At 55.1% G+C, this 24,100-nt stretch carries 24 protein-coding genes; 15 read left to right on the top strand and 9 right to left on the bottom strand.

Annotated features, from left to right (window positions below):
- Positions 1-50 precede the first annotated feature (50 nt).
- The 3 genes from ACWWD9_RS04210 to ACWWD9_RS04220 are packed head-to-tail and all read right to left on the bottom strand — an operon-like array spanning position 51 to position 1,781.
- Positions 51-650 (bottom strand): ubiquinone biosynthesis accessory factor UbiJ, encoded by a 600-nt coding sequence (locus ACWWD9_RS04210; protein ID WP_455867812.1) that lies wholly within the window; start codon positions 648-650, stop codon positions 51-53.
- Positions 647-1,384: a bifunctional demethylmenaquinone methyltransferase/2-methoxy-6-polyprenyl-1,4-benzoquinol methylase UbiE gene (ubiE, locus tag ACWWD9_RS04215; protein ID WP_013442796.1), complete on the bottom strand. Its 738-nt coding sequence runs from the start codon at positions 1,382-1,384 to the stop codon at positions 647-649. Before ubiE ends, ACWWD9_RS04210 begins: the two co-directional genes overlap by 4 nt.
- A gap of 10 nt (positions 1,385-1,394) precedes the next feature.
- Positions 1,395-1,781, bottom strand: coding sequence for a gamma-butyrobetaine hydroxylase-like domain-containing protein (locus ACWWD9_RS04220; RefSeq protein WP_013442795.1), 387 nt, complete (start codon positions 1,779-1,781; stop codon positions 1,395-1,397).
- Positions 1,782-1,993: 212 nt separating this feature from the next.
- Between ACWWD9_RS04220 and ACWWD9_RS04225 the strand changes: the two genes are divergently transcribed.
- The gene (locus ACWWD9_RS04225) at positions 1,994-3,958 is read left to right on the top strand and encodes a dynamin family protein (RefSeq protein ID WP_015830590.1); all 1,965 of its coding nucleotides are present in this window, start codon (positions 1,994-1,996) and stop codon (positions 3,956-3,958) included.
- Positions 3,955-4,161 carry a cbb3-type cytochrome oxidase assembly protein CcoS gene (gene ccoS / locus ACWWD9_RS04230; protein WP_013442793.1) on the top strand — a complete coding sequence of 69 codons (207 nt, stop codon included), beginning with the start codon at positions 3,955-3,957 and terminating at the stop codon, positions 4,159-4,161. Before ACWWD9_RS04225 ends, ccoS begins: the two co-directional genes overlap by 4 nt.
- Positions 4,162-4,450: 289 nt before the next feature.
- On the opposite strand, the gene rpoH is transcribed toward ccoS, so the two are convergent.
- Positions 4,451-5,305 (bottom strand): RNA polymerase sigma factor RpoH, encoded by an 855-nt coding sequence (gene rpoH, locus ACWWD9_RS04235; RefSeq protein WP_015830588.1) that lies wholly within the window; start codon positions 5,303-5,305, stop codon positions 4,451-4,453.
- A 241-nt stretch (positions 5,306-5,546) separates the two neighbouring features.
- Here rpoH and ACWWD9_RS04240 point away from each other — a divergent pair, with 241 nt between their 5' ends.
- Both ACWWD9_RS04240 and ACWWD9_RS04245 read left to right on the top strand, forming a co-directional pair.
- Positions 5,547-6,347 (top strand): hypothetical protein, encoded by an 801-nt coding sequence (locus ACWWD9_RS04240; protein WP_455867813.1) that lies wholly within the window; start codon positions 5,547-5,549, stop codon positions 6,345-6,347.
- Positions 6,337-6,891 (top strand): TetR/AcrR family transcriptional regulator, encoded by a 555-nt coding sequence (locus ACWWD9_RS04245; RefSeq protein ID WP_015830586.1) that lies wholly within the window; start codon positions 6,337-6,339, stop codon positions 6,889-6,891. The genes ACWWD9_RS04240 and ACWWD9_RS04245 overlap by 11 nt, the downstream gene beginning before the upstream one ends.
- A gap of 42 nt (positions 6,892-6,933) precedes the next feature.
- Here the strand turns inward: ACWWD9_RS04245 and ACWWD9_RS04250 are convergent, their stop codons facing one another.
- On the bottom strand, positions 6,934-7,434 hold the full coding sequence (locus ACWWD9_RS04250; RefSeq protein WP_455867814.1) for an SRPBCC family protein: 501 nt from the start codon (positions 7,432-7,434) through the stop codon (positions 6,934-6,936).
- A 492-nt stretch (positions 7,435-7,926) separates the two neighbouring features.
- On the opposite strand from ACWWD9_RS04250, the gene ACWWD9_RS04255 reads away from it, so the two are divergent.
- Positions 7,927-8,532: an AAA family ATPase gene (locus ACWWD9_RS04255; RefSeq protein ID WP_455867815.1), complete on the top strand. Its 606-nt coding sequence runs from the start codon at positions 7,927-7,929 to the stop codon at positions 8,530-8,532.
- 141 nt (positions 8,533-8,673) lie between these two features.
- Here the strand turns inward: ACWWD9_RS04255 and ACWWD9_RS04260 are convergent, their stop codons facing one another.
- The 3 genes from ACWWD9_RS04260 to ACWWD9_RS04270 all read right to left on the bottom strand — a co-directional run bounded on the left by ACWWD9_RS04260 (position 8,674) and on the right by ACWWD9_RS04270 (position 11,304).
- On the bottom strand, positions 8,674-9,399 hold the full coding sequence (locus ACWWD9_RS04260; protein WP_015830579.1) for a class II aldolase/adducin family protein: 726 nt from the start codon (positions 9,397-9,399) through the stop codon (positions 8,674-8,676).
- A gap of 125 nt (positions 9,400-9,524) precedes the next feature.
- The gene (locus ACWWD9_RS04265) at positions 9,525-10,772 is read right to left on the bottom strand and encodes an NRAMP family divalent metal transporter (RefSeq protein ID WP_455867816.1); all 1,248 of its coding nucleotides are present in this window, start codon (positions 10,770-10,772) and stop codon (positions 9,525-9,527) included.
- Positions 10,773-10,869: 97 nt separating this feature from the next.
- Positions 10,870-11,304, bottom strand: a complete 435-nt coding sequence (locus ACWWD9_RS04270) for an EamA family transporter (RefSeq protein WP_455867817.1) — start codon at positions 11,302-11,304, stop codon at positions 10,870-10,872.
- Between the two features lie 353 nt (positions 11,305-11,657).
- Between ACWWD9_RS04270 and ACWWD9_RS04275 the strand changes: the two genes are divergently transcribed.
- From ACWWD9_RS04275 to ACWWD9_RS04310, 8 genes are all read left to right on the top strand, one after another.
- Positions 11,658-14,465 (top strand): autotransporter domain-containing protein, encoded by a 2,808-nt coding sequence (locus ACWWD9_RS04275; RefSeq protein WP_455867818.1) that lies wholly within the window; start codon positions 11,658-11,660, stop codon positions 14,463-14,465.
- Positions 14,466-14,600: 135 nt separating this feature from the next.
- Complete coding sequence (locus tag ACWWD9_RS04280) at positions 14,601-15,398, top strand: alpha/beta hydrolase (protein WP_455867819.1); 798 nt, start codon at positions 14,601-14,603, stop codon at positions 15,396-15,398.
- 236 nt (positions 15,399-15,634) lie between these two features.
- The gene (locus tag ACWWD9_RS04285) at positions 15,635-16,264 is read left to right on the top strand and encodes a paraquat-inducible protein A (protein WP_013442775.1); all 630 of its coding nucleotides are present in this window, start codon (positions 15,635-15,637) and stop codon (positions 16,262-16,264) included.
- Positions 16,261-16,917, top strand: a complete 657-nt coding sequence (locus ACWWD9_RS04290; protein WP_455867820.1) for a paraquat-inducible protein A — start codon at positions 16,261-16,263, stop codon at positions 16,915-16,917. The genes ACWWD9_RS04285 and ACWWD9_RS04290 overlap by 4 nt, the downstream gene beginning before the upstream one ends.
- The gene (locus tag ACWWD9_RS04295; RefSeq protein ID WP_455867821.1) at positions 16,914-18,614 is read left to right on the top strand and encodes a PqiB family protein; all 1,701 of its coding nucleotides are present in this window, start codon (positions 16,914-16,916) and stop codon (positions 18,612-18,614) included. Before ACWWD9_RS04290 ends, ACWWD9_RS04295 begins: the two co-directional genes overlap by 4 nt.
- Entirely contained in the window at positions 18,611-19,216 is a 606-nt protein-coding gene (locus ACWWD9_RS04300) for a PqiC family protein (RefSeq protein WP_455867822.1), read from the top strand. The genes ACWWD9_RS04295 and ACWWD9_RS04300 overlap by 4 nt, the downstream gene beginning before the upstream one ends.
- 21 nt (positions 19,217-19,237) lie before the next feature.
- The gene (locus ACWWD9_RS04305; protein WP_455867823.1) at positions 19,238-19,720 is read left to right on the top strand and encodes a GNAT family N-acetyltransferase; all 483 of its coding nucleotides are present in this window, start codon (positions 19,238-19,240) and stop codon (positions 19,718-19,720) included.
- A 176-nt stretch (positions 19,721-19,896) separates the two neighbouring features.
- Positions 19,897-20,448, top strand: a complete 552-nt coding sequence (locus tag ACWWD9_RS04310; protein WP_455867824.1) for an NADPH-dependent FMN reductase — start codon at positions 19,897-19,899, stop codon at positions 20,446-20,448.
- A 122-nt stretch (positions 20,449-20,570) separates the two neighbouring features.
- Here the strand turns inward: ACWWD9_RS04310 and ACWWD9_RS04315 are convergent, their stop codons facing one another.
- A complete protein-coding gene (locus ACWWD9_RS04315) occupies positions 20,571-21,863 on the bottom strand; it encodes a putative bifunctional diguanylate cyclase/phosphodiesterase (protein WP_455867825.1) in 1,293 nt (430 codons plus the stop codon).
- Between the two features lie 192 nt (positions 21,864-22,055).
- Between ACWWD9_RS04315 and ACWWD9_RS04320 the strand changes: the two genes are divergently transcribed.
- Together ACWWD9_RS04320 and cptA are read left to right on the top strand one after the other, a co-directional pair.
- Entirely contained in the window at positions 22,056-22,217 is a 162-nt protein-coding gene (locus tag ACWWD9_RS04320; RefSeq protein WP_455867826.1) for a hypothetical protein, read from the top strand.
- A gap of 107 nt (positions 22,218-22,324) precedes the next feature.
- Positions 22,325-24,091: a phosphoethanolamine transferase CptA gene (cptA, locus tag ACWWD9_RS04325; RefSeq protein ID WP_455867827.1), complete on the top strand. Its 1,767-nt coding sequence runs from the start codon at positions 22,325-22,327 to the stop codon at positions 24,089-24,091.
- The last annotated feature ends 9 nt before the right edge of the window (positions 24,092-24,100 follow it).

Raw genomic sequence — 24,100 nt, forward strand, 5'->3', positions numbered from 1 at the left:
CGTTATTCTTGAGGTTGGGTTGGGGTAATGAGCGTGAAAGATTGACCCGCTCAGGACTGCTTTTGCAGCAAGGCATCCAGCCGGGCGCTGAGTTTTTCGATGTGCTTTTCCAGGCGGCCGACGTCGTCGCGCAGGGTGTCCACATCACGGTTAAACGCTTCCACATGGCGCTTCTTGGCGATCAGCGGTTGTTCTTCCTGCCAGAATTCAGCCGCCATTTCGGTGAGATTCACCGCCTGCTTGCGCGTGGCAGCGACGCCTTCCTGCAGGCGCTGGCTGATCTGGCTGGCGGCCACATCGCCCACGACGTGGCTCAGGTCTTCTTCGTAATCCCACGACATGGCTTGCAGGACTTTGCCCAGCGCGATGGCAAATTCGGTGTCGCCTTCCAGCACGATTTCGCTATGGGCAGAGGCATCTTTTGCCAGCAGGCGCAAAGCGAGGGAAGGGCTGATGCGCATGCTGGCATCATAAATCGCAGTGTCACCAGCCATGGCGAGACCGCCATCCTCCAGCACCACGAGCGTGGCGCTGACCGGAAACAGCTGCAAGCGGATATGCTTGCCGGCGTAAGGTTGCAGGTGCGGCCGTGCCCAGCTGTTCTGCTTGATGAGATGGCCCAGCAGACGTGTCAGCAGCGGTTTGATCATGCGGTTTTCCATCCTTTGTGCAGGGCGACCACACCGGCGGACAGGTTGTAGTAGTCCACCTTGCCAAAACCGGCATCCAGCATCATTTGCTTCAGGGTTTCCTGATCGGGGTGCATGCGGATGGACTCGGCCAGATATTGATAGCTTGCGGCATCCTGCGCCAATAGCTTGCCCATCAGCGGCAGCAGCTTGAAAGAGTAGGCGTCATATAGAGGGGCCAGCGGCTTCCATACTTGCGAGAATTCCAGCACCAGCAGACGGCCGCCGGTTTTGAGTACACGGTGCATTTCGGCCAGGGCACGGTCTTTGTGCGTCATGTTGCGCAGGCCAAAGGCGACAATCACACAGTCAAAATGCTGATCAGGGAAAGGCAGTTTCTCGGCATCGCATTGCAATGCAGGAACGGCAACGCCTTCATCCATCAGGCGGTCGCGACCTACGCCCAGCATGGAAGCATTGATGTCGGTCAGCACCACGGTGCCTTCGCTACCGACCTTCCGCGAAAAGAGGCGTGACAGATCGCCACTGCCGCCGGCGACATCCAGCACACGGTCGCCTGCCTTTACACCACTGATCTCGACGGCAAAACGCTTCCAGGTGCGGTGCAAACCCGCTGACATCACGTCGTTCATCAGGTCATATTTGCGCGCCACGGAGTGAAACACTTCGCCTACCTTGCGGGCTTTTTCGTGTTCTTCCACCGTCTGGAAGCCAAAATGGGTTTTATCGGTCATTGTGTGTTCCTTATGCGTTGCTGTCTGTCTTGCGTTTTACGCCGGCCATCTCAAGGCGGCCTATGTAGTCGCGCCACAGGGCTTCGTAGTGGCTGGCGAGTTCGTAAAGGTAATCCCAGGAGTAAAGCCCGGTGTCGTGGCCATCCGAGAAAGTCAGTTTGACGGCGTAATTGCCGACCGGGCTGATGGCGGTGATGTTGACGTCTTCCTTGCCGATTTGCAGGGTTTCCTGCCCGGGCCCATGTCCGCGAACTTCAGCGGAAGGGGAGTAAACACGCAGAAATTCGCAGGACAGCATGCAGGTCGTGTTGTCATCGAATGTAATCTCGAGCAGGCGCGATTTCTGATGCAGGCGAATGTCGGTTGGTCGCGGGGAATCCGGGGTTAATCCACTCATGAGACGTGTGACTGGGCTAAAAAGTTGATGATAGCAGAATCATCGAATCTGGATTCAGATATCTCCCCTTTCAAGCCCGTGCATAAGCACGCCAGATAAGGGCTTTCGTGTTGCGGGAGATTGGCAGGAACTGACAATATACGCCTGATTTGTTTGACTTAAAAATCGGGCATGCTAGAGTGGTGTGAATAATAAAGTGTGGTGGGGGTACCATGGCAGAGAGTAAATTGGCGCATCAGTTCGCGGCTTATAGCGAATGGCGCAAAGCCCTGATGAATACGGTGCAGGATTACCGCCAATGGCTGAACGAACAGGAGCTGAACGACGCCCAGATTGATCAGCGTTTGCAACAGCTGCTCGAGCGTCTGCGTGAAGACAAGCTGAATGTCGCGTTTGTTGCCGAATACTCCCGTGGCAAGTCTGAACTCATCAATGCCGTTTTCTTTGCCGATTATGGACAGCGCCTGCTGCCATCCAGTGCTGGCCGCACTACCATGTGCCCGACCGAACTGCTTTACGACCCCGCCAAGCCCGCTTGCCTGCAGTTGTTGCCGATTGAAACGCGCGCTTCTGACGCGACCACCACCGAATACAAGCGCTACCCTGAAGAGTGGCGTGTGATCGAATTCAAGATTGACGATAGCGACAGCATGATCGAGGCCTTCAAGGAGGTCAGCACCACCAAGTCGGTGAGTCCCGAAGAAGCCGAGCGCTATGGCCTGTTTGACCGCAATAACCCGGAAGATGCGCTTAACCTGAATGCTAATGGCACCGTAGATGTGCCTTGCTGGCGCTATGCCGTGATCAACTTCCCGCATCCCTTGCTGGAGCAGGGCCTGGTCATTCTGGATACCCCTGGCCTGAATGCGATTGGTACCGAGCCGGAACTGACGCTCAATATGCTGCCCAACGCGCATGCCGTGCTCTTTATTCTGGCGGCAGATACCGGTGTCACCAAATCGGAAATCGACGTCTGGCGCCAATACATCAGCGGTACCCGCTGGAAGCAGAAGGGCCGTCTGGCGGTGCTTAACAAGATTGATGGCTTGTGGGATGAACTCAAGGATAGCCAGAGTATCGAAGATGAAATCAAGAAGCAGGTGCAGACCAGCGCAGAATTGCTTGGGCTGGACGCAGGCCAGATTTTCCCGATCTCGGCGCAGAAGGGTCTGCTTGCCAAGGTGAATGGCGACGCGGCGCTCTTGCAGCGCAGTCGCTTGCCTGAGCTGGAAAAGGCGCTGTCGGATGAGCTTATCCCTTCCAAGAAACAGATTGTGCAGGAATCTACCCAGAGCGAGATTGATGATCTCTTGGGCAATTCGAGCCTGATTCTGGATTCGCGTCTGCAAGGGCTCAGCGAGCAGCTCGATGAACTCAAGGGCCTGCGCGGCAAGAATGAAGATGTGGTTGAGCACATGATGAACAAAGTGAAGGTCGACAAGGAAAACTTCGAGAAAGGCTTGCAGCGCTTTCAGGCTCTGCGCAGCGTGTTTTCGCAGCAGACCAATCGGCTATTCAGCCTGCTGGGCATGGAGGCCTTGCGCGAGCAGGTGACCACCACCCGCAACAAGATGATTGCCGCGACCTTTACCAAAAACATCCGCAGTGCCATGGATGAATTTTTTGCGGATCTGAAAACCCGCATGCAAAGCTCGGAAACGCAGATCGAAGAGATCAAGAAAATGATGGACGCGATGTACGAGAAATTCAATCAGGATCATGGCCTGCGCAAGTCCGATGCGCCGTCATTCTCCATGCTACGCTACCAGAAAGAGCTGGCAAAGCTGGAACGTGCGTACAAGGAGCAGTTCAATACCACGCTCAACATGATCACCAATGAAAAAATGACGCTCACCTCCAAGTTTTTCGAAACGCTGGCAACCCGCGTTATTCACGTCTATGAAATTGCCAATCGCGATGTGGAAAACTGGCTGAAGGCCGTGATCGCGCCCATGGAGTCGCAAGTGCGCGAGCACCAGCTGCAACTCAAGCGCCGTCTTGAGAGCATCAAGCGTATTTATAAAGCCACGGATACTTTGGAAGACCGCATCGGTGAGCTGGAGAGTATTGAAAGCGGTATCCGCCAGCAATTGGCAGATCTGGAAAACCTGCGGCAGCAGATGTATGCTGCGCTCGCATCCGTGCAGGATGATGCTCCCCTGACGCAAGCGGCATGAACGTCACCACGCTCCTTTTCCTGCTTGGCATGACCGTGGTGTTCATTGTGATCGCCGCGTTTGGTATTCTGTGGGCAATCAAAAGTGGCCAGTATGATGATATGGAAGGGCCCGCCCAGCGTATCCTCATGGACGATGACGATCCCATGATTCCATTTAATCGCTTGAAGCAAGCGCCTAAAAATACTAAAATCGACGAATAACAATACAACTTGTGAGGTTTTTGAAATGAAGGATTACAAGTCCTGGTTCACCTTTGCCAATCTGCCGCTGACCATTGTTGTTTTGCTCATTACATGGTCCTGGATGAGCGCTTTGTCGGTTATGATTTTCGGCTAAGACGGCACTGATTCAGAATATAAAAAAGCTGCTCTCGGGCAGCTTTTTTATTGCGTGTTGTTACGAAACTGGATCACCATGCATGGCCCCGTCGGCCAAGAAAAAACCCGGCACGAGGACGGGTTTTTTAAGTCAGCATTTTAAATGCCTGGCTCAGGCTGCACTCAGCATGCCCTTCATTTTTTGCATGGCTTTCTGCTCAATCTGACGAATACGTTCTGCCGATACACCAAACTCGGCTGCCAGATCATGCAGCGTTGCACTATTGTTTTCCTGTAACCAGCGGGCTTGCACAATCCGGCGGCTACGATCATCCAGGCTTTCCAGTGCGTGAGCCAAGCCTACGGTCTGGTTATGCTCCGCTTCGCGTTCGGCCAGCAGTTCTGAAGGCTCAGGCTGTTGATCTTCAAGATACGCAATCGGGCTGAAACTGTCTTCGCTGTCATCATCGCTATTACCTTCCAGCGAAATCTCATGGCCGCCCATGCGCGATTCCATCTCCACGACCTCTTCTGGCTTGACCTTGAGTTCACGGGCGATATCCGCTACTTCGTCTGGGCTCAGGGTATGGCTGTTTTTCTTCATGCTGCGCAGGTTGAAGAACAGCTTGCGTTGAGCCTTGGTGGTAGCGACTTTGACCAGGCGCCAGTTGCGCACGATGTACTCGTGTATCTCGGCTTTGATCCAATGCATGGCAAATGAGACCAGACGCACGCCACGATCAGGATCAAAGCGACGCACAGCCTTCATCAGGCCGACGTTGCCTTCCTGAATCAGATCAGCTTGTGGCAGGCCGTAACCAGAGTAGCCGCGGGCAATGCTGGCGACCAGGCGCAAATGTGACACGATGAGGCCTTTGGCAGCATCAATGTCATTGTCCTTGCGCAGGCGCGTTGCCAGATCGTACTCTTCCTCGGCGCTTAATACAGGAAACGCCTTGATCGTACGCAGGTACTGATCAAGACTGTCCAGTGAAGACACTGAAGGAATTGTCAGGGCATTTGTCATAGGGTTAATCTCACTCATGAAATTGATTTTAGCACTCCCTCTTTGAGAGTGCTAGTGGTGAAAAGTTTCCTTATTTTCGATGGATTGTTTATCGATGATTTCGCCGCCAACGCATGGGTCTCATGCAGAGGTGTGGCAAGATTGATAAGAATCCAAATGAGTGAATTTCCATCTCTTTTTTTGAATGAATGCGGCATTCATACTATTTGAAAAAGCATACTAAACAGTATAGTATTTGTGCATGGAAATACTGAACAGTTCATGGTTGCTACGCATGCTGGATAGCAGCGCGAAAAAACCTGCCGATAAGCTTCTCTCGCTGTTTTCCTGTTTGGAAACATGGCTTGGTGCGCCTGGCATCAGGGAGCAGTTTGTTTCCGAGTTTAAAGCCGAGCATATGCTTAATCAGCAATGCCCAGCGCTCGCGGCAAGGCTCACAGAGCTTGCCAGCCAGGCCAAAATAGCAAAGCCGGATGTGTTCGTGGCGCAAGTGCTGATTCTTCTGCAAGGGGCATTGACGGAGGAGGTTCGTAACCCGGGCCTGGGAGCGCTCAATGCGGCCAGAATTGCGGCAAAGGCAATACTTGAGGATGCCGTCAAACGACCGAAGTTGAAATCAACATGGACGTACTGGAGCGGTGGCGCTGTGGCGGGCGTGCTGATCGCCGTGGGGGGCTACCTGGTCGGGTCGCAGATAGCGGTGGAAGCTTCTGCGGATTATCAAGCTGCATATAACAGAGCCATGTTGGAGACCTCGCCCATCAGTCCCGATTTGCTTGCCAAAGTGATGGCTCTGCAAGCGGAGATCGATTCCGGGCATTGTCCTGCTCCCCAACTCTTTGCCATGCCGCAGGATCAGGCGGCTGCCTACATGAATACCATTACCTATCGAGCATCCATGCATCCTTTGCAGGATAGTGAAAGGCTCACCAAATTTCTGGTTTGGTATAAACAGAATCGTGAATGGGAGTGTTACTTCCCTCCGTCAAACGGCCATACGGCTGTCTCTTGGGTTCCCAGAGGAAAACAATATGGCTACTAAGATGCGCGAATATATTCTGGAGGTCGCTTCGGATCTCTTTCTAACGCAAGGGATCAATGCCACGAGTGTGGATGCGATCGTCGCCAAAGCCGATATCGCGAAGGTAACCTTGTATAAATATTTCAAATCCAAGGAACAGCTCATACTTGAGTACCTGAAGGATTATGACGATAAGCTATGGAGTATCCTCGCCAAAGGCGATGAACACGCCGATGCCGAGACGCAATTGACTAATCTGGTCAGCAATCTTCTGGATTTGATCGGAGATCCTGATTTCAAGGGGTTTGCGTTTATCAACGCTGGCGTTGAGTTTCCGCAAAGTGATAGCGCGGTGCATCAGACATCGGTCGAATTTTCACGCAATTTGCGAAACCAGCTTGCCAAGTTGGCGAATGCCGCCGGTAAAAAGAATGCCGATGTTCTGGCCCTGCAACTACAGATGGTGATCGAAGGTGCTTCGGTCAGTAGTGAAGTACAGATCAAGACAGAGGCCATCACGCATGCCAAAGACATGGCCAGGATACTGATAGCATCTGCCCCCTAGATAAATGACGCCTCGATAGCCGGAGGCGCCATTTACTAGCGATTACTTGGCTTCGCTGATTTTCTTCAAGTTATCCAAGCCGCCTTTGTAAACACCGTTAATCGTCTTGACTGCATCGGCGTTGCTTGCTCCCGCCGCATTGAATGTGCCTTTCCAGGTGACCTTGGTTTTATTGGCACCGACGGCATGCACGGTGTAAGTAGAGTGATAGTCACTGACGGGAAGCACACCCTCAAGAATGGTGTAGGAGTATGTGTGCTTTTTCGCATCATAGGCTTCGAGCTTTTCCTTCAGCTTTCCGCCATCTGGCAAGGTAATCACACGCACCGCACCGACCTGATTGTTCGTACCTTCTACGATTTCGGTTTTGGTTGCGGCAGGGTGCCATGCACCCAAGTCCCCAAAATTACTCGATGTTGCCCAGACATCGTCTGTCTTTGCATTGATCTCAATGGATTGTTCCGCTTTCAGACTACCTGCTGCAAATGCGATTCCGGAAGAAAGACCGCCCAATACCAGAGCTGCTAATACTGCATGCTTCATCTTGTTCTCCTGTAGTTGTTTTTTAGTGGTGCATACTAGTTAGTATGCTATTTACCATACTAACTAGTATGTTTGTATTTGGCAACATCTGGATGAGTCACTGAATAAATTTGAATGCATAAGCCCATACGGCATTTCCCAAACTAGAGCGTAACCCCAGCATTTTTCAGACTGAAGCTTGGTAGCCAAGCCATAGTGCCGCCTCGTTACCTCCTTGCTATCGCCCTTTGGGGTAATGTTTAAACTTCCCATTCCTGTGCATCATCGCTCACTAATTAAATTTGCCGGGGCATGAAGTGCTCATGCTGACGAGTGGCGCGGCTTTGACAGCGTGCGAAATGACACAGGGAACGGGTAGTTAATAATGAAATTGGCAAGCTAGGTATGGTGGAATGCCGGAATATCACGGTGAGCGCTCATGGCAACATTAGCCCCTGCGTTCACCACATAGATCAGGCCATATTGAATCTTGTGAGCGCAACTTCTGTAGTCATGCACCGTAAGCTGGCTATTCAGGGATCAACACAAGCGTATGCCTGCCGTTACCGCTTACTCAAGCGCGTGTTGTGGCGCAAGGTCGCCAAATCGCTCTTAATGCCTTTATTTCTTTTCTCAAACACGGCAGTGGCGGAAGTTGATGTGAATGAGTCACTGTTCGGTTTGCAGCAATTGCGCTTGTTTGTAAATTCGCCAGATGGTTATGTGCCGATCTCTCAGCCAGCGGCGCTTGCCGAGCTGATGGGGGAGGAGCAGGTCGATAGTCTGACCTTGGAAGACGCTCGTCGCAAAGCCCATGAATCCAGTTACTCCCTGGGAGCCTCACGCTCTAAAACCAGTGCTGCAGCCAATCTCGCGCGGGCGGCATATTCCCCCCAGGTTTTTTTGCTGGACGAGCCTACCGCCGGGGTGGACGGCGAGACAGAAGCGAAGCTGGTCGACGCGGTCGATCAATTAACCCGGGGGAAAACAGTCATCCTCGCCACCCACAGCCTGGCTCTTTTGAAAAAGATGGACCGCATAGTGGTACTGGAGCGAGGAAAGGTTGTCGCCTCTGGATCTCCCGAGCGGTTGTTGCAGCCTGCAACAGGGCAAGCTTGAGCCAGTGGCTATGCTGGCTTGAAAGTCGAAGTCGTAAGGCGCGAGTTTACGACTGCAGCAGCGGCAATCGAGATATTCACGCTAAGGCTTGATGTCATTCATGGGCAGTGTTATCCATCCCGGATAACGCTGCCCATGCCGTCAAATATCATTGCTGCTGTTCAAGCCCGGATTCAGGGTTTCTTCTTCCTCGGTTTTTTCAAGATCGGCATGCGCGTGCGTGGCTGGCTCATGGGCTTGCAAGTCTGTGGCGATGCGATGTTTGGGCAGATTGCCACTGGCCAGCACAATCTGGCAGATATGCTCCAGTCGCTCAATATGTTCAAAAGCTCCCCAGGGATCGCGCGCCAAGGCAATCACCCCGTGCCGGTCCAAGCCCACAATATCCGCCGAGACATGCCCATCCGGCTGCAAATCTAGTGCCTGGCAGGTTGCCATCGCCAATTCCAGGCTGATCGCCGGTACGTTCGGCACATTGGGCGCCACGCGCGTGTAACGATGGATTTCGGGAAAATCCAGTGACAATGCCTGCAAGTCCAGCCCGGCATACATGGCGGCGATGGTATAGGTGGGATGCACGTGGATAATGGCACGGGTATCCGGAATCTCTTTCAGCAACCTTCTGTGCAGCTCGATTTCGCCGCTGGGTTTGCCGCCATCCTCAGGGTTAAGTCGTATCAGCGAGTGGTCAGGCTGAAACTCAAGCTTGATCAGGCTTTCGGCTTCCAGCCGGTGCTTTTTGGAACCCGATGGCGTGACGTATATCCAGTTCTCGTTTTTGCGGCGAACAGATCCATTACCATCCCGTGTCGATATCCATCCGCGGCTATAACATTCCTTCAATACATCACATATGGCAGTAATCATGAGCTTATCCGGTCAAATTCATTTGACTGAAAAGCGAAGGCGAGTTCAGTTTTATTTTGCTGTGATCATGTTGCATGACGTGGCCTTGGCCTTACGAGAAAAGCAGCCAGCCTGATAGACAGTATTCATAAGGTTGCAAGCATGGCCACCACCGTTAATGCCATGGCCGCCGTTGCTGCCCAGCCCAGCCACCGCAGCCGCAGGCTGATGACATGAGGCCCCATGATGCTGCCCCGGGATGCCAACAGCATCATGACCACCATAATGGGGACAGAAATCACGCCATTGATGACTGCAGCCCAGAACAATTCCTTGACGGGGTCCATGGGCGTAAAGCAGAAAATCACGCCACCCAGGGTCGCGGCGGCAATCACGCCGTAAAAACCACGTCCCTCGTTGCGGTCCAGTCTGGAATTCAGACCTCCTTGCCATCCTGCTGCCTCCGCTACCGCATAGCCTGCTGAGCCCGCCAGTATGGGAACTGCCAGCATGCCAGTGCCGATGATGCCCATGCTGAACAGGATAAAGGTAAATTCTCCAGCAAGAGGTCTCAAGGCCTCTGCCGCTTGTGCGGAGGTCTGGATGTCCGTTATTCCGGCGGCATTCAGCGTGGCAGCCGTGCTGAGGATGATGAAAAACGCAATCAGATTCGAAAAGCTCATGCCGATAATGGTATCGAGCCTGATGTGTCGCAGCTTGCGCTTTACCTCCTGCGTGGTGGGGGAGGGAAGGTCTGCCGTATCTTCCATTTCCTGGGCGGCCTGCCAGAAAAAAAGATACGGACTGATGGTGGTGCCAAACACCGCCACGATCATCAGCAGCATGTCATGGTTGACGGAGATGCCCGGATGGATCACTTTCCCCACGACCATGCCCCAATCCAGATGCAGCGTGAAAACGACCGCCACGTACGATAACAATGCCAAGGTCAGCCATTTGAGCCAGCGCACATAAGTACGATAAGGCAGAAACACCTGCAGCAGCAGGCAAATGAGCCCAAACGCCACGGCATAGAGATGCGCTGAACCGCCTACAAGAAGGCGCAAAGCCTCTGCCATGGCGGCAATATCGGCGGCCACATTCAGCGTATTGGCGATCAGCAACATGCTGACCACCGTCAGCAACACCCATCGCGGGAAACTGGTCTTGATATTGGCCGCCAGGCCTTGCCGCGTGACATAGCCGATGCGGGCGCTCACCATCTGGATGGCGACCATCAGCGGCAAGGTAAAGATCATGGTCCACAGCATGGAGTAGCCAAACTGCGCGCCGGCCTGGGAATAGGTCGCGATGCCGCTTGGATCATCATCCGCGGCACCTGTCACCAGTCCTGGTCCAAGCTTGCCCAGGCTACGTTGCAGTTTGTTGATCATGTGCTACGGCTCCCTATACGCTGCTGTGACGGTGTGGCCATGAAAGCTTGGTGGCCGATCCGCTGTTGGGCGATGTTGCCGATATCGGCGATGCCGCTCATCGCTTCAATGCCAATAACACAACGCCTGCCGCTACCAATGCAATGCCTGCCCATTCGCGGGCAATGGGGCGCTCCCCGAGGAAAGCAAAGGCAAAAATAGCCACCAGCACCAGGCTCAGTTTATCCACCGGCGCCACTTTGGAGGCATCGCCTATCTGCAATGCCCGAAAGTAGCATACCCAGGATGCCCCTGTTGCCAGGCCGGACAATCCCAAAAATACCCAGGTTTTGCCAGACAGGGTCAAGGGATTCGTCCACTTGCCCGCCATGACAACAAAAAGCGACATAATCACAACGATGAACCCGGTTCTCACCAGCGTTGCCAGATCACTGTCGACGCCCTGTATGCCTATTTTTGCAAAAATGGCTGTCATCGCGGCAAACACCGCGGAGAGCAAAGCCCAGACTAGCCAGTTTGAGGATGAGATCATGATGGGGTTCTCGTTAAACGTTAAATAAGCGCGTCAATGTCACATGGTGCTGATCATGCATATCAGCAGCGCGCCACCTTCCATGAATATAGCCTATGCAAGCGCTTCCGGCTTACATCGCCCGTTTCTTCACATGAATGACCATCATGAGACCGGCAAATCATGTCTTTAGAACTGCCGATATTTGTGGATGCCAGGCCAGAAATCCTTCAGGCATCACATCATGTGAGTTCCCGGGAAATTATCCCGAATTAATTCGGGATTTTATCTGTACGTATTTTGTGAACCTTCTCTGACAATCCCTCCGCTTTTCGTAATAAGTAAACCTATAAAAAATCAGTGGAGAACAATCAGTGCAAAACAATCATGATCGTGGAGTAAAACCTAAGGGGATAGCGCTGGCAGTAGCCATGGCATTGCCCATGATGGTGTTGGGTAATCAAGCGTTTGCCGGCTGTACAACGGGCTCTGCACCGTCTACAGATGCGAATAATGTCACCTGTACCGACGGCAGCCGGTATAACAATGCGGCAGGTTCGACGCTCAGCAATACCGCCACCATTTCGACCACAGGAACCACGACCAGCGTGGTGCAGATGGAAGGGAACGGTAATACATTTGTGAATGCCGGTACCCTGGTCAATGATTCTGTCTATACCAATACCACGGCCAATGCCTCGCAGAAATATGGCGTATATATCGGCTCTGGCTCGGCCACTGGGGATGAAGTTAACCGCATTACCAATAGCGGCACCATTAGTGCCACCATCAGCGATGCCAATATGCTGACCAACAAGACCCGGCTGAATACAGCGGCAGTCGTCGGTGTCGGCACCGATGTCGAAGGCGAATACACGCTTAAAAACTCGGGCACTATTACCGCGACTCATAACGGCGTTGGCCGGGTCAATGGTGTCGAGGTGGGTGGTGATGTTGAGAGCATGGTCATTACCAATAGTGGCACGATTGCAGGTGTGCAATCGCATGCCATCACCAAAACAACCAGCACGGCAACCTCATTCCAGGGCACGGTTACCCTTAGCGATTCCTCCACGACTTCGGCTGCCAATATAGGGGTGGCCGCAGGTATCTATTCCGAAGAAGAGGCTGTCAGCGTCACCATCAACAACACCGGCACCATCAGCGGCACTGGTACCTATGCCAGTGGTATCTATACCCGCGCGGCTGAATCCGTGATTAACAATGATGGTGTTATTTCCGGAACGGCAATCGGTGTTGCTCATGTATCCGACAGCGGCGAAGTCCGCAGCATGACACTCAATAACGGCGGCACCATCAATGGCGATATCCTTTCCGTCAACGGCGCGGCCCTGCGTTGGTGGTCTTTGTCCAATGGCGAAGCGACCGGTAGTGCGACCATTGATTCGCGACTTAACATCAATAGCCAATGGGGTCAGGCTGACAGTGCGATTACCAATAGTGGCACTATCAACGGTAATCTTTACTACAGCAATGGCACGCACACCCTGGTCAATACGGGCACCTTGTCAGGAAACATTGATCTTGATCAGCGGGATACCACATGCAGCAGCTGCAACACGTCTAGCGCTGGTGAAAATACCGTTGGCGGGACAGCGGGTGTTAGCAGCAACTGGACCGTGGTCGGCACCAAGCAATTCACCTTTGAAAATGCAGGCGATTTTGACGGAGACCTGGTGATCCATACTGCATCCAGCAGTGCATCCGGTAGTCTGGTAGAAAGCAGCATTACCCTGATACCCACCATTCTCGGCAGTGGTGCTGGCAGCAGCCTGCTGAACCCTTCCGGTAATATCGCTGGCATGGGGGACACGCTCAATATCGTCACCACCGCAGGCGGCGATGAATCTGACATCACGCTGGCCCCCAAAGTCGCAAGCGGTGTCGTGGTGAAGAATGGCGAGTTCTTCACCGTTGCCAATACCTATCAAATCAATGGCTCCACAGTGAGCGCAGGCGCTACTACCCTACCTGAAGTCAGCAGCGCAAACAGCTTGATCAACTGGACGGCCGAGGTGAATGCGAATGGCAGTCTGGTATTGGAGTCCTCTACCAGCACAAGCGGTATCACCGGTATTTCCCAAGGTGCGCGTAGCGCATTGAACAACCTGCTGACCTTTGACAGCACGCTGGGTAGCCAGGTACAAAACCTGGAAGGCGATGCGGCGGTACAAAAGGCAGCGGAGCAACTGAAGCCTGAGGCCAACAACGCAGGCTACCAGGCCGTAGTATCGGCAACCGACAAGGTGTTCGGGCTGATTGGTCAGCATCTGGAAAACCTGAATATCGCCCAGCTCGGTGGCAAGAGCGGCGTGGCCACAGGTGAGCAGGCGACGTCTTCTGGCATCTGGTTCCAGACCTTTGGTTTCCGCGGCGATCAGGATAAGCGCAAAGGGGTGGATGGTTATGATGCTGATGCCTTTGGTTTCGCCGCTGGTGCTGATACCTTGGTGGGCGATGGCAATACGCGCGTCGGTGCTGCGATCAGCTACGGTAATTCCGATGTCAGCGGCAAGGGCGTGACCTCGTCCAACCGTCTGGATATCGATAGCTATCAGGCTACCCTGTATGGCACACGCCTGATGGATGGCTGGTACCTGAATGGCGCAGTAGGTCTTGGCCGCCATGAGTATGACAGCCGTCGTGTCATCATCAACAACACTGTCAGTGGCAGCCATGAGGCATGGCAATATACCGCCAAGGTGGATGCTGGCAAGCCGATCAGCATCGGCAAGTCTTCGCTGATTCCGGTAGCTTCGCTTGCTTATAGCCGTCTGGATGAAAATGGCTACACCGAACATGGGGAAGGCGCATTGCGCATCAGTGGTCGTGACACAGATTCCTTGCGTTCTGGCCTGGGCGTCAAAGCCGTTGTGCCTCTGGAAATCGACAGCCTGAAGTCTGGCATCGAACTCCGCGCCCTGTGGCAGCATGAGTTTGCGAATACGGATCAGGACACGACCGCTCGCTTTGCCGCGGGTGGCAGCACCTTCCGTACTTCGGCGGTGAGCCAGGAGCGTGATAGCGCTAATCTCGGCATCAGCTACCGCATTGTGGGCAACAATACCCTCAAGCAAAGCTTGCTGTTGAGCTACGATGCTGAAATCCGCAATCAATATCTCGGCCAAACTGCATTGTTGCAGGCGAGGTTTGATTTTTAATTAGCTCGGACTCAAGTAAAGTCAGCAAAGCGGGGTGGCAACACCCCGCTTTTTTTTGGATTGCGCCATTTGGATGACGCCATGTTGAAACCCCTCAGCCTCGCGTGCTGCTTCTTGATACTGGCATCCTGTGCCATGAACCCTCCTCAACCGGTGAGCCCCGGCATGTTGCTCGCTGCGCGCATGACGCCCGTGGAGCTGGAGAGCGATGGTTTTGTCTTGCAGAGCTATAAGCGCATGGAGCGTCCCGATACTCCGATACGCGTTTACATTGAAGGCGATGGACATGCCTGGTCGACCCGCTGGGAACCTGCTGCAGATCCTACACCGCGCTATGCCGTGGGCTTGCGGCTCGCGCTGCTTGATCCTCTGCCGAATGTGGTCTACCTTGCCCGGCCTTGCCAATATACGCGGGAGAAAAGTCCTGCCTGCAACGAGGCTTACTGGACGGATAAACGCTATTCTGCCGAAGTGGTGGCAGCCATGAATCAGGCGCTGGACCAGTTGCTCAAGGGCATGCCATCCCCGCGTCTGGAACTGGTGGGCTACTCCGGAGGCGCCGCGATTGCCGTGATGCTGGCAGCCCGGCGTCATGATGTCATCAGCCTGCGTACGGTGGCGGGTAATCTGGATTCAGAAGCGGTCAATCAATATCACCATGTCAGCGCCATGCCCTTGTCGCAAAATCCCATTGCCTATGCCAGCGCGCTGGCCCATCTGCCGCAGCGGCACTTTATCGGAGGGCGTGATCGCGTTATTCCGCCGTCCATCAGTGCCGCTTTTATCACACACACCGCATGCAGCCCCGATAACACCATAGTCAATGTGGCGGATGCGGATCACCAGAACGGGTGGGAGGCCGTGTGGCCCGGCCTGCTCGCCATGATGCCGCAATGCGCCTCAGTGCTCGATACCACCGGGACAGCAAAATAAGCGGTTGCCGAGCTTGAGTGATCATTCTAGAATGATCACTCAAGCTGAGTGGCAGTGAGTAAAAATGGCGCGTTGCAGAACTGAGGCCTTGAAAAACGGACATACTGCACAATGCCGTGTGCTGGCAGAATTGCTTTGATGCCGTCCCAAGAAAACACCATGCGCTTGCCCCTTCATAAGGAAAACACGATCACGATGATGCTTTTACCCCTGATGCACTGGACCCGCACGCGCTAATGAAAACTTACCGTCATCTGGTGGCTTGCGAGCATTGCGACAGCATTTACACGCGTGCCCCATTGGCAGCCGGGCAAGTCGCACGTTGTGAGCGCTGCGATGCGATTCTTTATCGCGCCAGCCGGCTGGATGTGGATCGCTGGCTGGCACTGACCATCGCCGCAGCCATCGTGTTTGTGATGGCTAATGTTTGTCCGGTGATCTACATCAGCTTCAAGGGATTGCATAACGAAGCCACGTTATGGGCATCCGCAGCAGCACTGGCGCATGGCCCGGCGGCGCCGATTTCGGTGCCCACGGCCATGTCCATCATTATCGTGCCGTTTTTGCAGATCAGCCTGCTGGGCTGGGTGCTGTCGTATGCGCGCTTTGGAAAACGTGCCCCGGGCTTTGAGCGCGCCATGCGCATGCTGGTGGCATTGCGGCCATGGAGCATGGTCGAAGTCTGCCTGCTGGGCATACTGGTGGCGGTCATCAAGCTTTCCGGCTTTTTGCAGGTGGCGCCGGGCGCGGGTATCTGGGCGACCGCCTTGCTGATGATCTTGCTGACCATCATCGCCAATCGCGATATTCACTGGCTATGGGACATCACCGAACCGGCACGTGCCGCCGAGGAAGCAAGGGCATGACAGGCCCGGTATCCGCCCATCGCCTGGGTGTTATCACCTGCCATGCCTGCGGGCTGGTGTGCGAAGATACGCTCACCAAGGCGATTGCGTCATCCCGTCTTGCGCCCGAGACAGACCTCCATGTGGACTGCCCGCGCTGCGGCGCCCCCTTGCACCGGCGGCGCCCCAACAGTATTCCGCGGGCATGGGCTTTGCTGCTGGCGGGCCTGATTTTTTACATCCCGGCCAATGTGCTGCCGGTGATGTACACCAGCCTGATGGGCAGTGGCAGCGAGAACACCATCATGCAAGGGGTGATCGAGTTCTGGAAATCCGGTTCCTATGGCATTGCCCTGGTCATTTTTATTGCCAGTGTGCTGGTGCCGTGTACCAAGTTTGTGGTGCTGGGCGTGCTGTTTGCCACATCGCAACGCCGCAGCCGCTGGGCCATGAAGGAGCGTGCCAAGCTTTACAGGCTGGTGGAGCTGGTTGGCTACTGGTCGATGCTGGATGTGCTGGTCGTGGCCATTGTGGCGGCCCTGGTCAAGTTTCAGGGCTTGAGTGACATTGAGCCGCGCATCGGCATTCTTTTCTTCGGCATGGTCGTCATCATGACCATGCTTTCTGCCATGAGTTTTGACCCGCGTTTGATATGGGATGGTGACAACGAATGACCAACACAACAGATACACCGCTGCAACCTGGGCACCCCGCCATCCACCGCCGACGTTGGGGGATTTCGCTGATATGGATCGTGCCCATCGTGGCGGCTGCCATCGGCATCTCTATGCTGGTGCATGCCTGGCTGTCAGAGGGGCCCGAGATCACCATCCTCTTTCGCACGGCCACGGGACTGGAAGCGGGTAAAACTCCGGTCAAATACAAGGACGTCACTGTCGGTGCCGTCACCGCCATTACCCTCAGCGAAGATGGCTCGCACGTGAAGGTCAAGGTTGCCCTGATGCAAAGCGCTAAAAGCCTGACCAGCAAGGATAGCCGCTTCTGGGTCGTGCGTCCGCGCATCGGTGCCAGCGGAATTTCCGGGGTGGATACCCTGCTGTCGGGCGCTTATATCGGTGTGGACAAGGGGCAGGCCGAAGAAACCGCCAGTGAATTTACCGGACTGGAAATGCCGCCGCCGGTGGTGGGCGATATGCCGGGCAAATCCTTCATCTTGAAGAGTGAGGATCTGGGCTCGCTGGATATTGGTTCCCCCGTCTATTACCGGCGGATTCAGGTCGGGCGCGTGGCATCCTATCAGTTGGGCGAGACCGGTCAGGACATCAAGCTGCAAATCTTCATTGATGCGCCTTATGACCGCTATGTCACCACGGATACCCGCTTCTGGAATGCGAGTGGCGTCGATGTATCGCTGGGCGCCGATGGCCTCAAGCTCAAGACCCAATCCGTCGCGACCATTGTGGCGGGCGGCGTGGCCTTTGCCTCGCCCATGGGCAGCCAGGCCAGTCCGGCAGACAAGGATACCGAATTTACCCTGACTGCCGATCAGGATACGGCGATGGCGCCGCCTGACGGTCAGGCGCAATACATCCAGCTCAAATTCGATCAATCGCTACGCGGACTTTCCGTAGGGGCGCCCGTGCAGTTTTCAGGGGTGGATCTGGGGCGGGTGGTTTCCATCAACCTGGATTACGACCCGGTCAAACATCGCTTTCCGACGGTAGTCGGGGTGCTGGTGTATCCGGAGCGCATGGGGCGCGTGCTGGACAAGTTGCCGAAACTGGAAGGTGATAATGACAGGCAGGCTGCCGTCTTCATGCACGCCATGGTCAAGCAGGGGTTGCGTGCCCAGGCACGGCTGGGCAACATTCTGACCGGCCAACTCTATATCGCCATGGATTTTGTCCCCAATGCGCCCAAAGCTGAGATGGATGTTAACGCCCGCCCGATCAACTTGCCGACCATCAATGGCAGCTTTGACCGCATGCAGGAGCAGATTGCCAATATCGTCACCAAAATCGAAAAAATGCCACTGGATTCGATCGCCAAACATCTGGATGCCTCACTGGTGAATCTGGACAAGACCCTGACCCAGGTTAATACGCATGTGTTGCCCGAAACCACGCAGACCCTGCAGCAAACACGTCAAACCATGCAGGATGCTGGCCAGACCATGCAGCAAGCCAGACAAACCCTGAGCGGGGTGGATAATGTGCTGGCGGACGATGCCCCCCTGTCGCAGAATCTGGGGCAAACCCTGCAAGAGGTGCAGCGCACCTCCCGCTCATTGCGCGAGCTGACCGATCTGCTGGGGCGTCATCCCGAATCGCTGCTGCGCGGGCGACCGGCTGATCCTGCCCTGGTGAGCAAGCCCGCCGCACCTACCCCACAAGAGGAGTCCAAGCCATGATCCACCGTCTTGCCCTGAGTTGCCTGGCCGCCCTTGCCCTGGGTGCCTGTGCATCTTCGACGCCAGTGCATTACCACACGTTGCTGGCACCAGTGGCGCCCACACAAGTGGCGTCCGCTGCCGCCCCTTTCCTGATTGAAGTGTTGCCCGTGGGCATTCCACCGCAGCTCGATCAATCGCAGCTGGTGGTCAGGCAAGGCAGCAGCCAGGTCGCCGTGGTGGATGGTGAACGCTGGGCGGGACCGCTGGCGGATGAATTCCGTAATGCGCTTTCCGCGCAACTGACCCAGCGCCTGCAGACGCAGGATGTGGCGGGGCTGGCCGCCCCCAAAGATCAGCCCGTATTGCGCATCAAGGTGCAGGTGCGCCGGCTGGATGCCTGGCCGGGCCAATCGGTGCAACTGGAGGCAGACTGGAGCCTGGGTATGGCCCATCAGCCCGGCAATCTGCGTTTCCTTTGTCATGGCCAGTTTCAGGAGCCCGCTGCCGGTGGCTATGCCGCGCTGGTGCAAGCCCAGCAGCGCAGCATTGCGGCCCTCGCTGCCCGTGTAGCCGAGCAGGCGCAGGCATGGGCCAGCAGCCAGACGGCAAGCTGCCGTTAAGCCGGGGCCGAAAGCCAGCCCATGCATGAAGAAAATATCGCCACAGGCAAGGCCGCAGTAAGCCTGCCCGACGTGCTCGAACTCAGCCCCATCGCGCACAACTCGTCAGCCTACACGGCAGCCGTCGCGCTACGCCATGCGATCCTGCGCGCGCCGCTCGGGTTGGTTTTCACCGCGGAGCAGCTGGCGGCAGAGGCCGATGCCTGGCATCTGGGTGCTTTTCTTGATGGTCGCCTGGTTGGCTGCCTGCTACTCAAACCGCTGGCGTCCGGTGAGCTGCAGATGCGCCAGGTGGCGGTTGAGCAGGCACTGCAAGGTCAGGGCATAGGCCGACAACTGGTGAGCCATGCCGAGGCCTATGCCCGCCAGCACGGCTATACCACGATGCGGCTGCATGCCCGTGAAAACGCCGTGCCTTTTTATCAACGCCTGGACTACCGCCTGCAAGGCGAGCCGTTCATGGAGATCGGCATTTCGCACTGGCTCATGCTGAAGCAACTATGATGCTGCCCGCCTGGGCAATTGTTGCCATGGCAACAGTTGCGGTGCAGAAAAACTGTTGCGACAGGAACAGTCATGGCCGTTTTTTTCGGTAATATGCCGAACTCACGTGGGTTTTTCCTCAGGCACGATCTTTGCCATGCAGTTGGGGTTGATCAATTTATTTAGTGGAAACATATATGGCAAACATTATTGGGGTGTCAGGCAGCATTACCAGCCCATCCAGAACCAGGGCATTGGTCGAAACCATTGTCACCAAGGCCACCCAGCGCCTGCACGCATCCGGCGATGTAGTGGATATTGCGCAGCTGATTGATGTACTGGGAACCACCGTCAGTTTTAATGACTTTCCGGTGGCGATTCAGACGGCGCACGACAAATTGCGCAATGCAGAGCTGATCGTGATTGCCAGCCCCGTATACAAGGCTTCATATACCGGCTTGATGAAGCATTTCTTTGATCTGCTCGACCCCAAGGCGCTGAATGGCAAGGTGGCGATTCTGGCGGCCACGGGCGGTAGCGATCAGCATGCCTCCATTCTCGATTACCAGTTGCGCACCCTGGCCAGCTTCTTCGGTCTCTACACCGTGCCCACGGCCATCTATGCCAAGGACTCGGAATTCACCAACTACAAACTGACCAGCGAAGCTATTGAACAGCGCATTGATGTGGCGCTTGATCAGGCGGCTTTATTGCTGGCCCGTCCCGCGCCGCAAGCACTGGTCGCTTAAAAATGCGGGTGGGTGGCTGCGACACTATGCCGCATTCCCAACCGCCGGGGTTTCTATACAATCAATCCCGCTAAAGTAAGGAGAAGATGGCTGGGGGATTCGCCGCCCCCAGCCATTCTTTTTTAGCTTGTGAGGCTGGCCTGATGCGCAGGCAACAGCGCGTCAAATTCGGCAATCGGCACCGGTTTGCTGAGCAGATAACCCTGATACGACAGGCAGCCCATATCCGCCAGAAACTGGCGGTGCTGTTCGGTTTCCACGCCCTCCGCAATCACATGCAGATGCATGGCCTGGCCCAGAGCCACCAGCGTTTGCACAATCGCCACATCGTTGGCATCGGTCAGCATGTCACGCACAAACGATTGGTCTATCTTCAGCTGGTCCAGCGGCAGTTTTTTCAGGTAGCTGAGGGAGGAATAGCCGGTGCCAAAGTCATCCAGTGACAATCCCACGCCTTTGGCTTTCAAGGCATGCATTTTCGAGATGATGTCATTCACATCGTTGACCAGCATGCTTTCAGTCAGCTCCAGCTTGAGCAGGGCCGGGTTGATGCCGGAGCGCTCAATCACCGACACCACCTGGCTGACATAATCCGGCTGCTTGAATTGCAAGGCGCTGACGTTGACCGCGATGGACAGATGCGCGGTAGACGGATGTTTTGACCATGCCATGAGTTGCGCGCAGGCCATGCCCAGCACCCAGTGCCCGATTGGCAGGATCAGCCCGGTTTCTTCCGCCAGCGGTATAAAGTCAGCGGGCGAGACCATGCCTTTGACCGGATGCCGCCAACGCAGCAGGGCTTCGGCGCCGACAATGCGACCATCGTCACCGGCTTGTGGCTGGTAGTAAAGAATGAGCTGGTTGGCGAGCAGAGCTTTGCGCAGGTCCGATTCCAGCGCATTGCGCTCGGCGAGGTTGGCCTGCATGACCCAGACCATGGCATACAGCACGGCGGTGATGATGATGTTGTGAAACCAGGTGCCGGGGATGCGCACATCATTGCCCAGCATATAGGGGGAGGTGATGCCCCAGTTGCTGCTGGCAAAGCAGACAAAGGCGATGAGACCTGCCGTGACCATGCCGTGCCTGAGCCAGGGGCTTTCTCCCTTGAAGGCTAATGATGCGAACAGCGCAATGACGAGAAAGTAGTTCTGATTGGAACGCGGTGCTTCAGCACTGGGTACATCCAGAAACAGGCAAAACAGGCAGAGCACCGTATATACCGAGGAAAACAGCAGGATGGCCGCAACCTTGATGCGTCCAAGATAGGTCAGCCGTGCCGTGATGGCGGAGACCAGAATGGAGAACAGGTTAAGGCAGCAGATGGGCCAGTTTTGATGAAATGCAAAGTAGATGCCCCAGAACACGGAAATGCCGCCTAGCACAGCAGAGCCGAGCAGCAGCGCACGCCGCATGCGCAAAGAATGCCTGATATGTGGCTGTACCTCCATTCCCCAAGCCCCCACCGGATGTTATTTGACGTTATTGATGCCGGAAGATCTTGCTGCCATCTGCCAGGGCAGATGCTTCAGATAATAGCGTGAATTCATGGCCTTGAGTGCAAGCCCCGGGTTTGCATAGGCATGGTCAGGACAAGGGATGTTCACATGACCATGCGCCCGATGATTTGCAGCGGAAATCCTGCAATAAATGCAGGCTTGCCTGGGTGTCTTTCTCTCTTTTTGCGGGATTTTCAGGCAATCTGCAGCCATGATTTTTTACAAGCAGGGTTTTTGTTAACTAAGGTTATGATTTGTAAAGATATTTAATTGGTTCGCTCTCTTGGCGTTCGCGGGCACAGTCCTTGATACATATTGCAGGCTATCAATGGGATAGCGCCTGAAAACAATAAAAACAACTGACCCAAGAGTGATGCATGAACACAATAGCAAGCCCTGACAACACGCACGCGCAGAAGGCCGGGAGTTCGTCTTTCCTGCGCTTTATCAATCTGTACCTGTTCTTTTTCTATTTTTCAGGGGTCACGCATGTGCTCCTGCAAATGACGGATGCGACGATTTTTATCGGCTTCCGCCAGGCGGTGTACATGAGTTTTCTCTGGCTGGTGCCCGTGCTGCTGTTCCCCCGGCATACCAGGGTGATCGCCGCCGTCATCGGTGTTGTGCTGTGGGTGACGTCTTTACTGAGCATCGCGTATTTCTGCGTGTATCACCAGGAGTTCTCGCAGAGCGTGCTGTATATCCTGTTTGAGTCCAACCCTGCCGAATCGTCCGAATATGTCTCGCAGTACTTCAAGTGGTGGATGCCGCTGGTCTATCTGGCGCACACGCTGGTAGCGTGGCTGTTGTGGCGGCGCGTGCAGCCGCTGGAGTTTTCATGGCGGGGCAAGCTGGTGGCTTGCCTGTTGATCATTGTGCCCATACACGTGCTGCCGGTTATACAGGATCGCTTAATCAGCCATCAAAGCTGGGACCAGGTCATCGACCACATGCAGCGCCGTATGGAGCCTGCGGAACCGTGGCAACTGGTCATGGGCTATTTCCAGTATCGGCGCCAGCTCGGCAATATGCAGGCGTTGCTGGAAAAAAACAGCGCCTTGCCGCCACTCGCCAACCTGCATGATCAATACGCAGGCAAGCCTGGCACGCTGGTGCTGGTGATCGGCGAGTCATCCACCCGCCTGCACTGGGGTTTGTATGGCTATCCGCGCGATACCACGCCCAATCTCGACAAGATGAAAGACCAGCTCAGCATCTTTACCCGTGTGGTGTCGCCACGTGCCTCGACCATTGAAGTGCTGGAGCAGGCGCTGACCTTTGCTGATCGCGATAATCCGGATGCCGTCATGACCAAACCTTCGATCATGAATCTCATGAAGCAGGCGGGCTACAAGACCTTCTGGATTACCAACCAGCAGACCATCACCAAGCGCAACACCATGCTGGCTTACTTCTCGCAGCTGGCCGATGTGCAGCGCTACACCAACAACACGCGCTACCAGAACTCGCGCGAATACGACAGCAATGTGTTCAAGCCCTTCGAGTCCGCGCTGGCTGACCCCGCACAGCGCAAATTCATCGTCGTCCACCTCCTGGGCACGCACATGAAGTACGAATACCGCTATCCACCCGAGTTCGATTACTTCAAGGACCGCACCGGGCTGCCCGATTGGCTGGATGACCCCAAGGCGCAGGTCGTCAACACCTATGACAATGCCGTGCGCTACAACGACTACGTGCTGGCCACCCTGCTGAAAACGCTGCAGGCCAAAGGCGAACGCAGCATGCTGGCCTTCATGTCCGACCACGGCGAAGATGTTTACGATACGCCGCCACATGAGTTTGTCGGCCGCAATGAAGGCAATCCTACTCTGCCTATGTTTGCCATCCCCATGTTTGTCTGGACCTCGGATCAATGGAAACAGGACAACCCGCAGGATCTGGGCTTTGCCTTGAATCGCGAATACAGCACGGCGTATTTTGAGCAAACCTGGTCTGACTTGGCTGGCCTGCATTACACCGGCTTTGACCCCAGCAAGAGCCTGGTCAATACCGCCTTTGTGCAGCGGCCGACCTGGGTGGGCGATCCGACTTTCCGCGCCGGCATGCGCGAGATTCAGCAGCCAGCGCTGCCATCGAGCCAACTGGCCGACCATGAGGAAAGCCCTACCTTTATACGCTGATGCAGGATG

It is taken from the genome of Methylovorus sp. SPW-M1 (genome assembly GCF_053848825.1).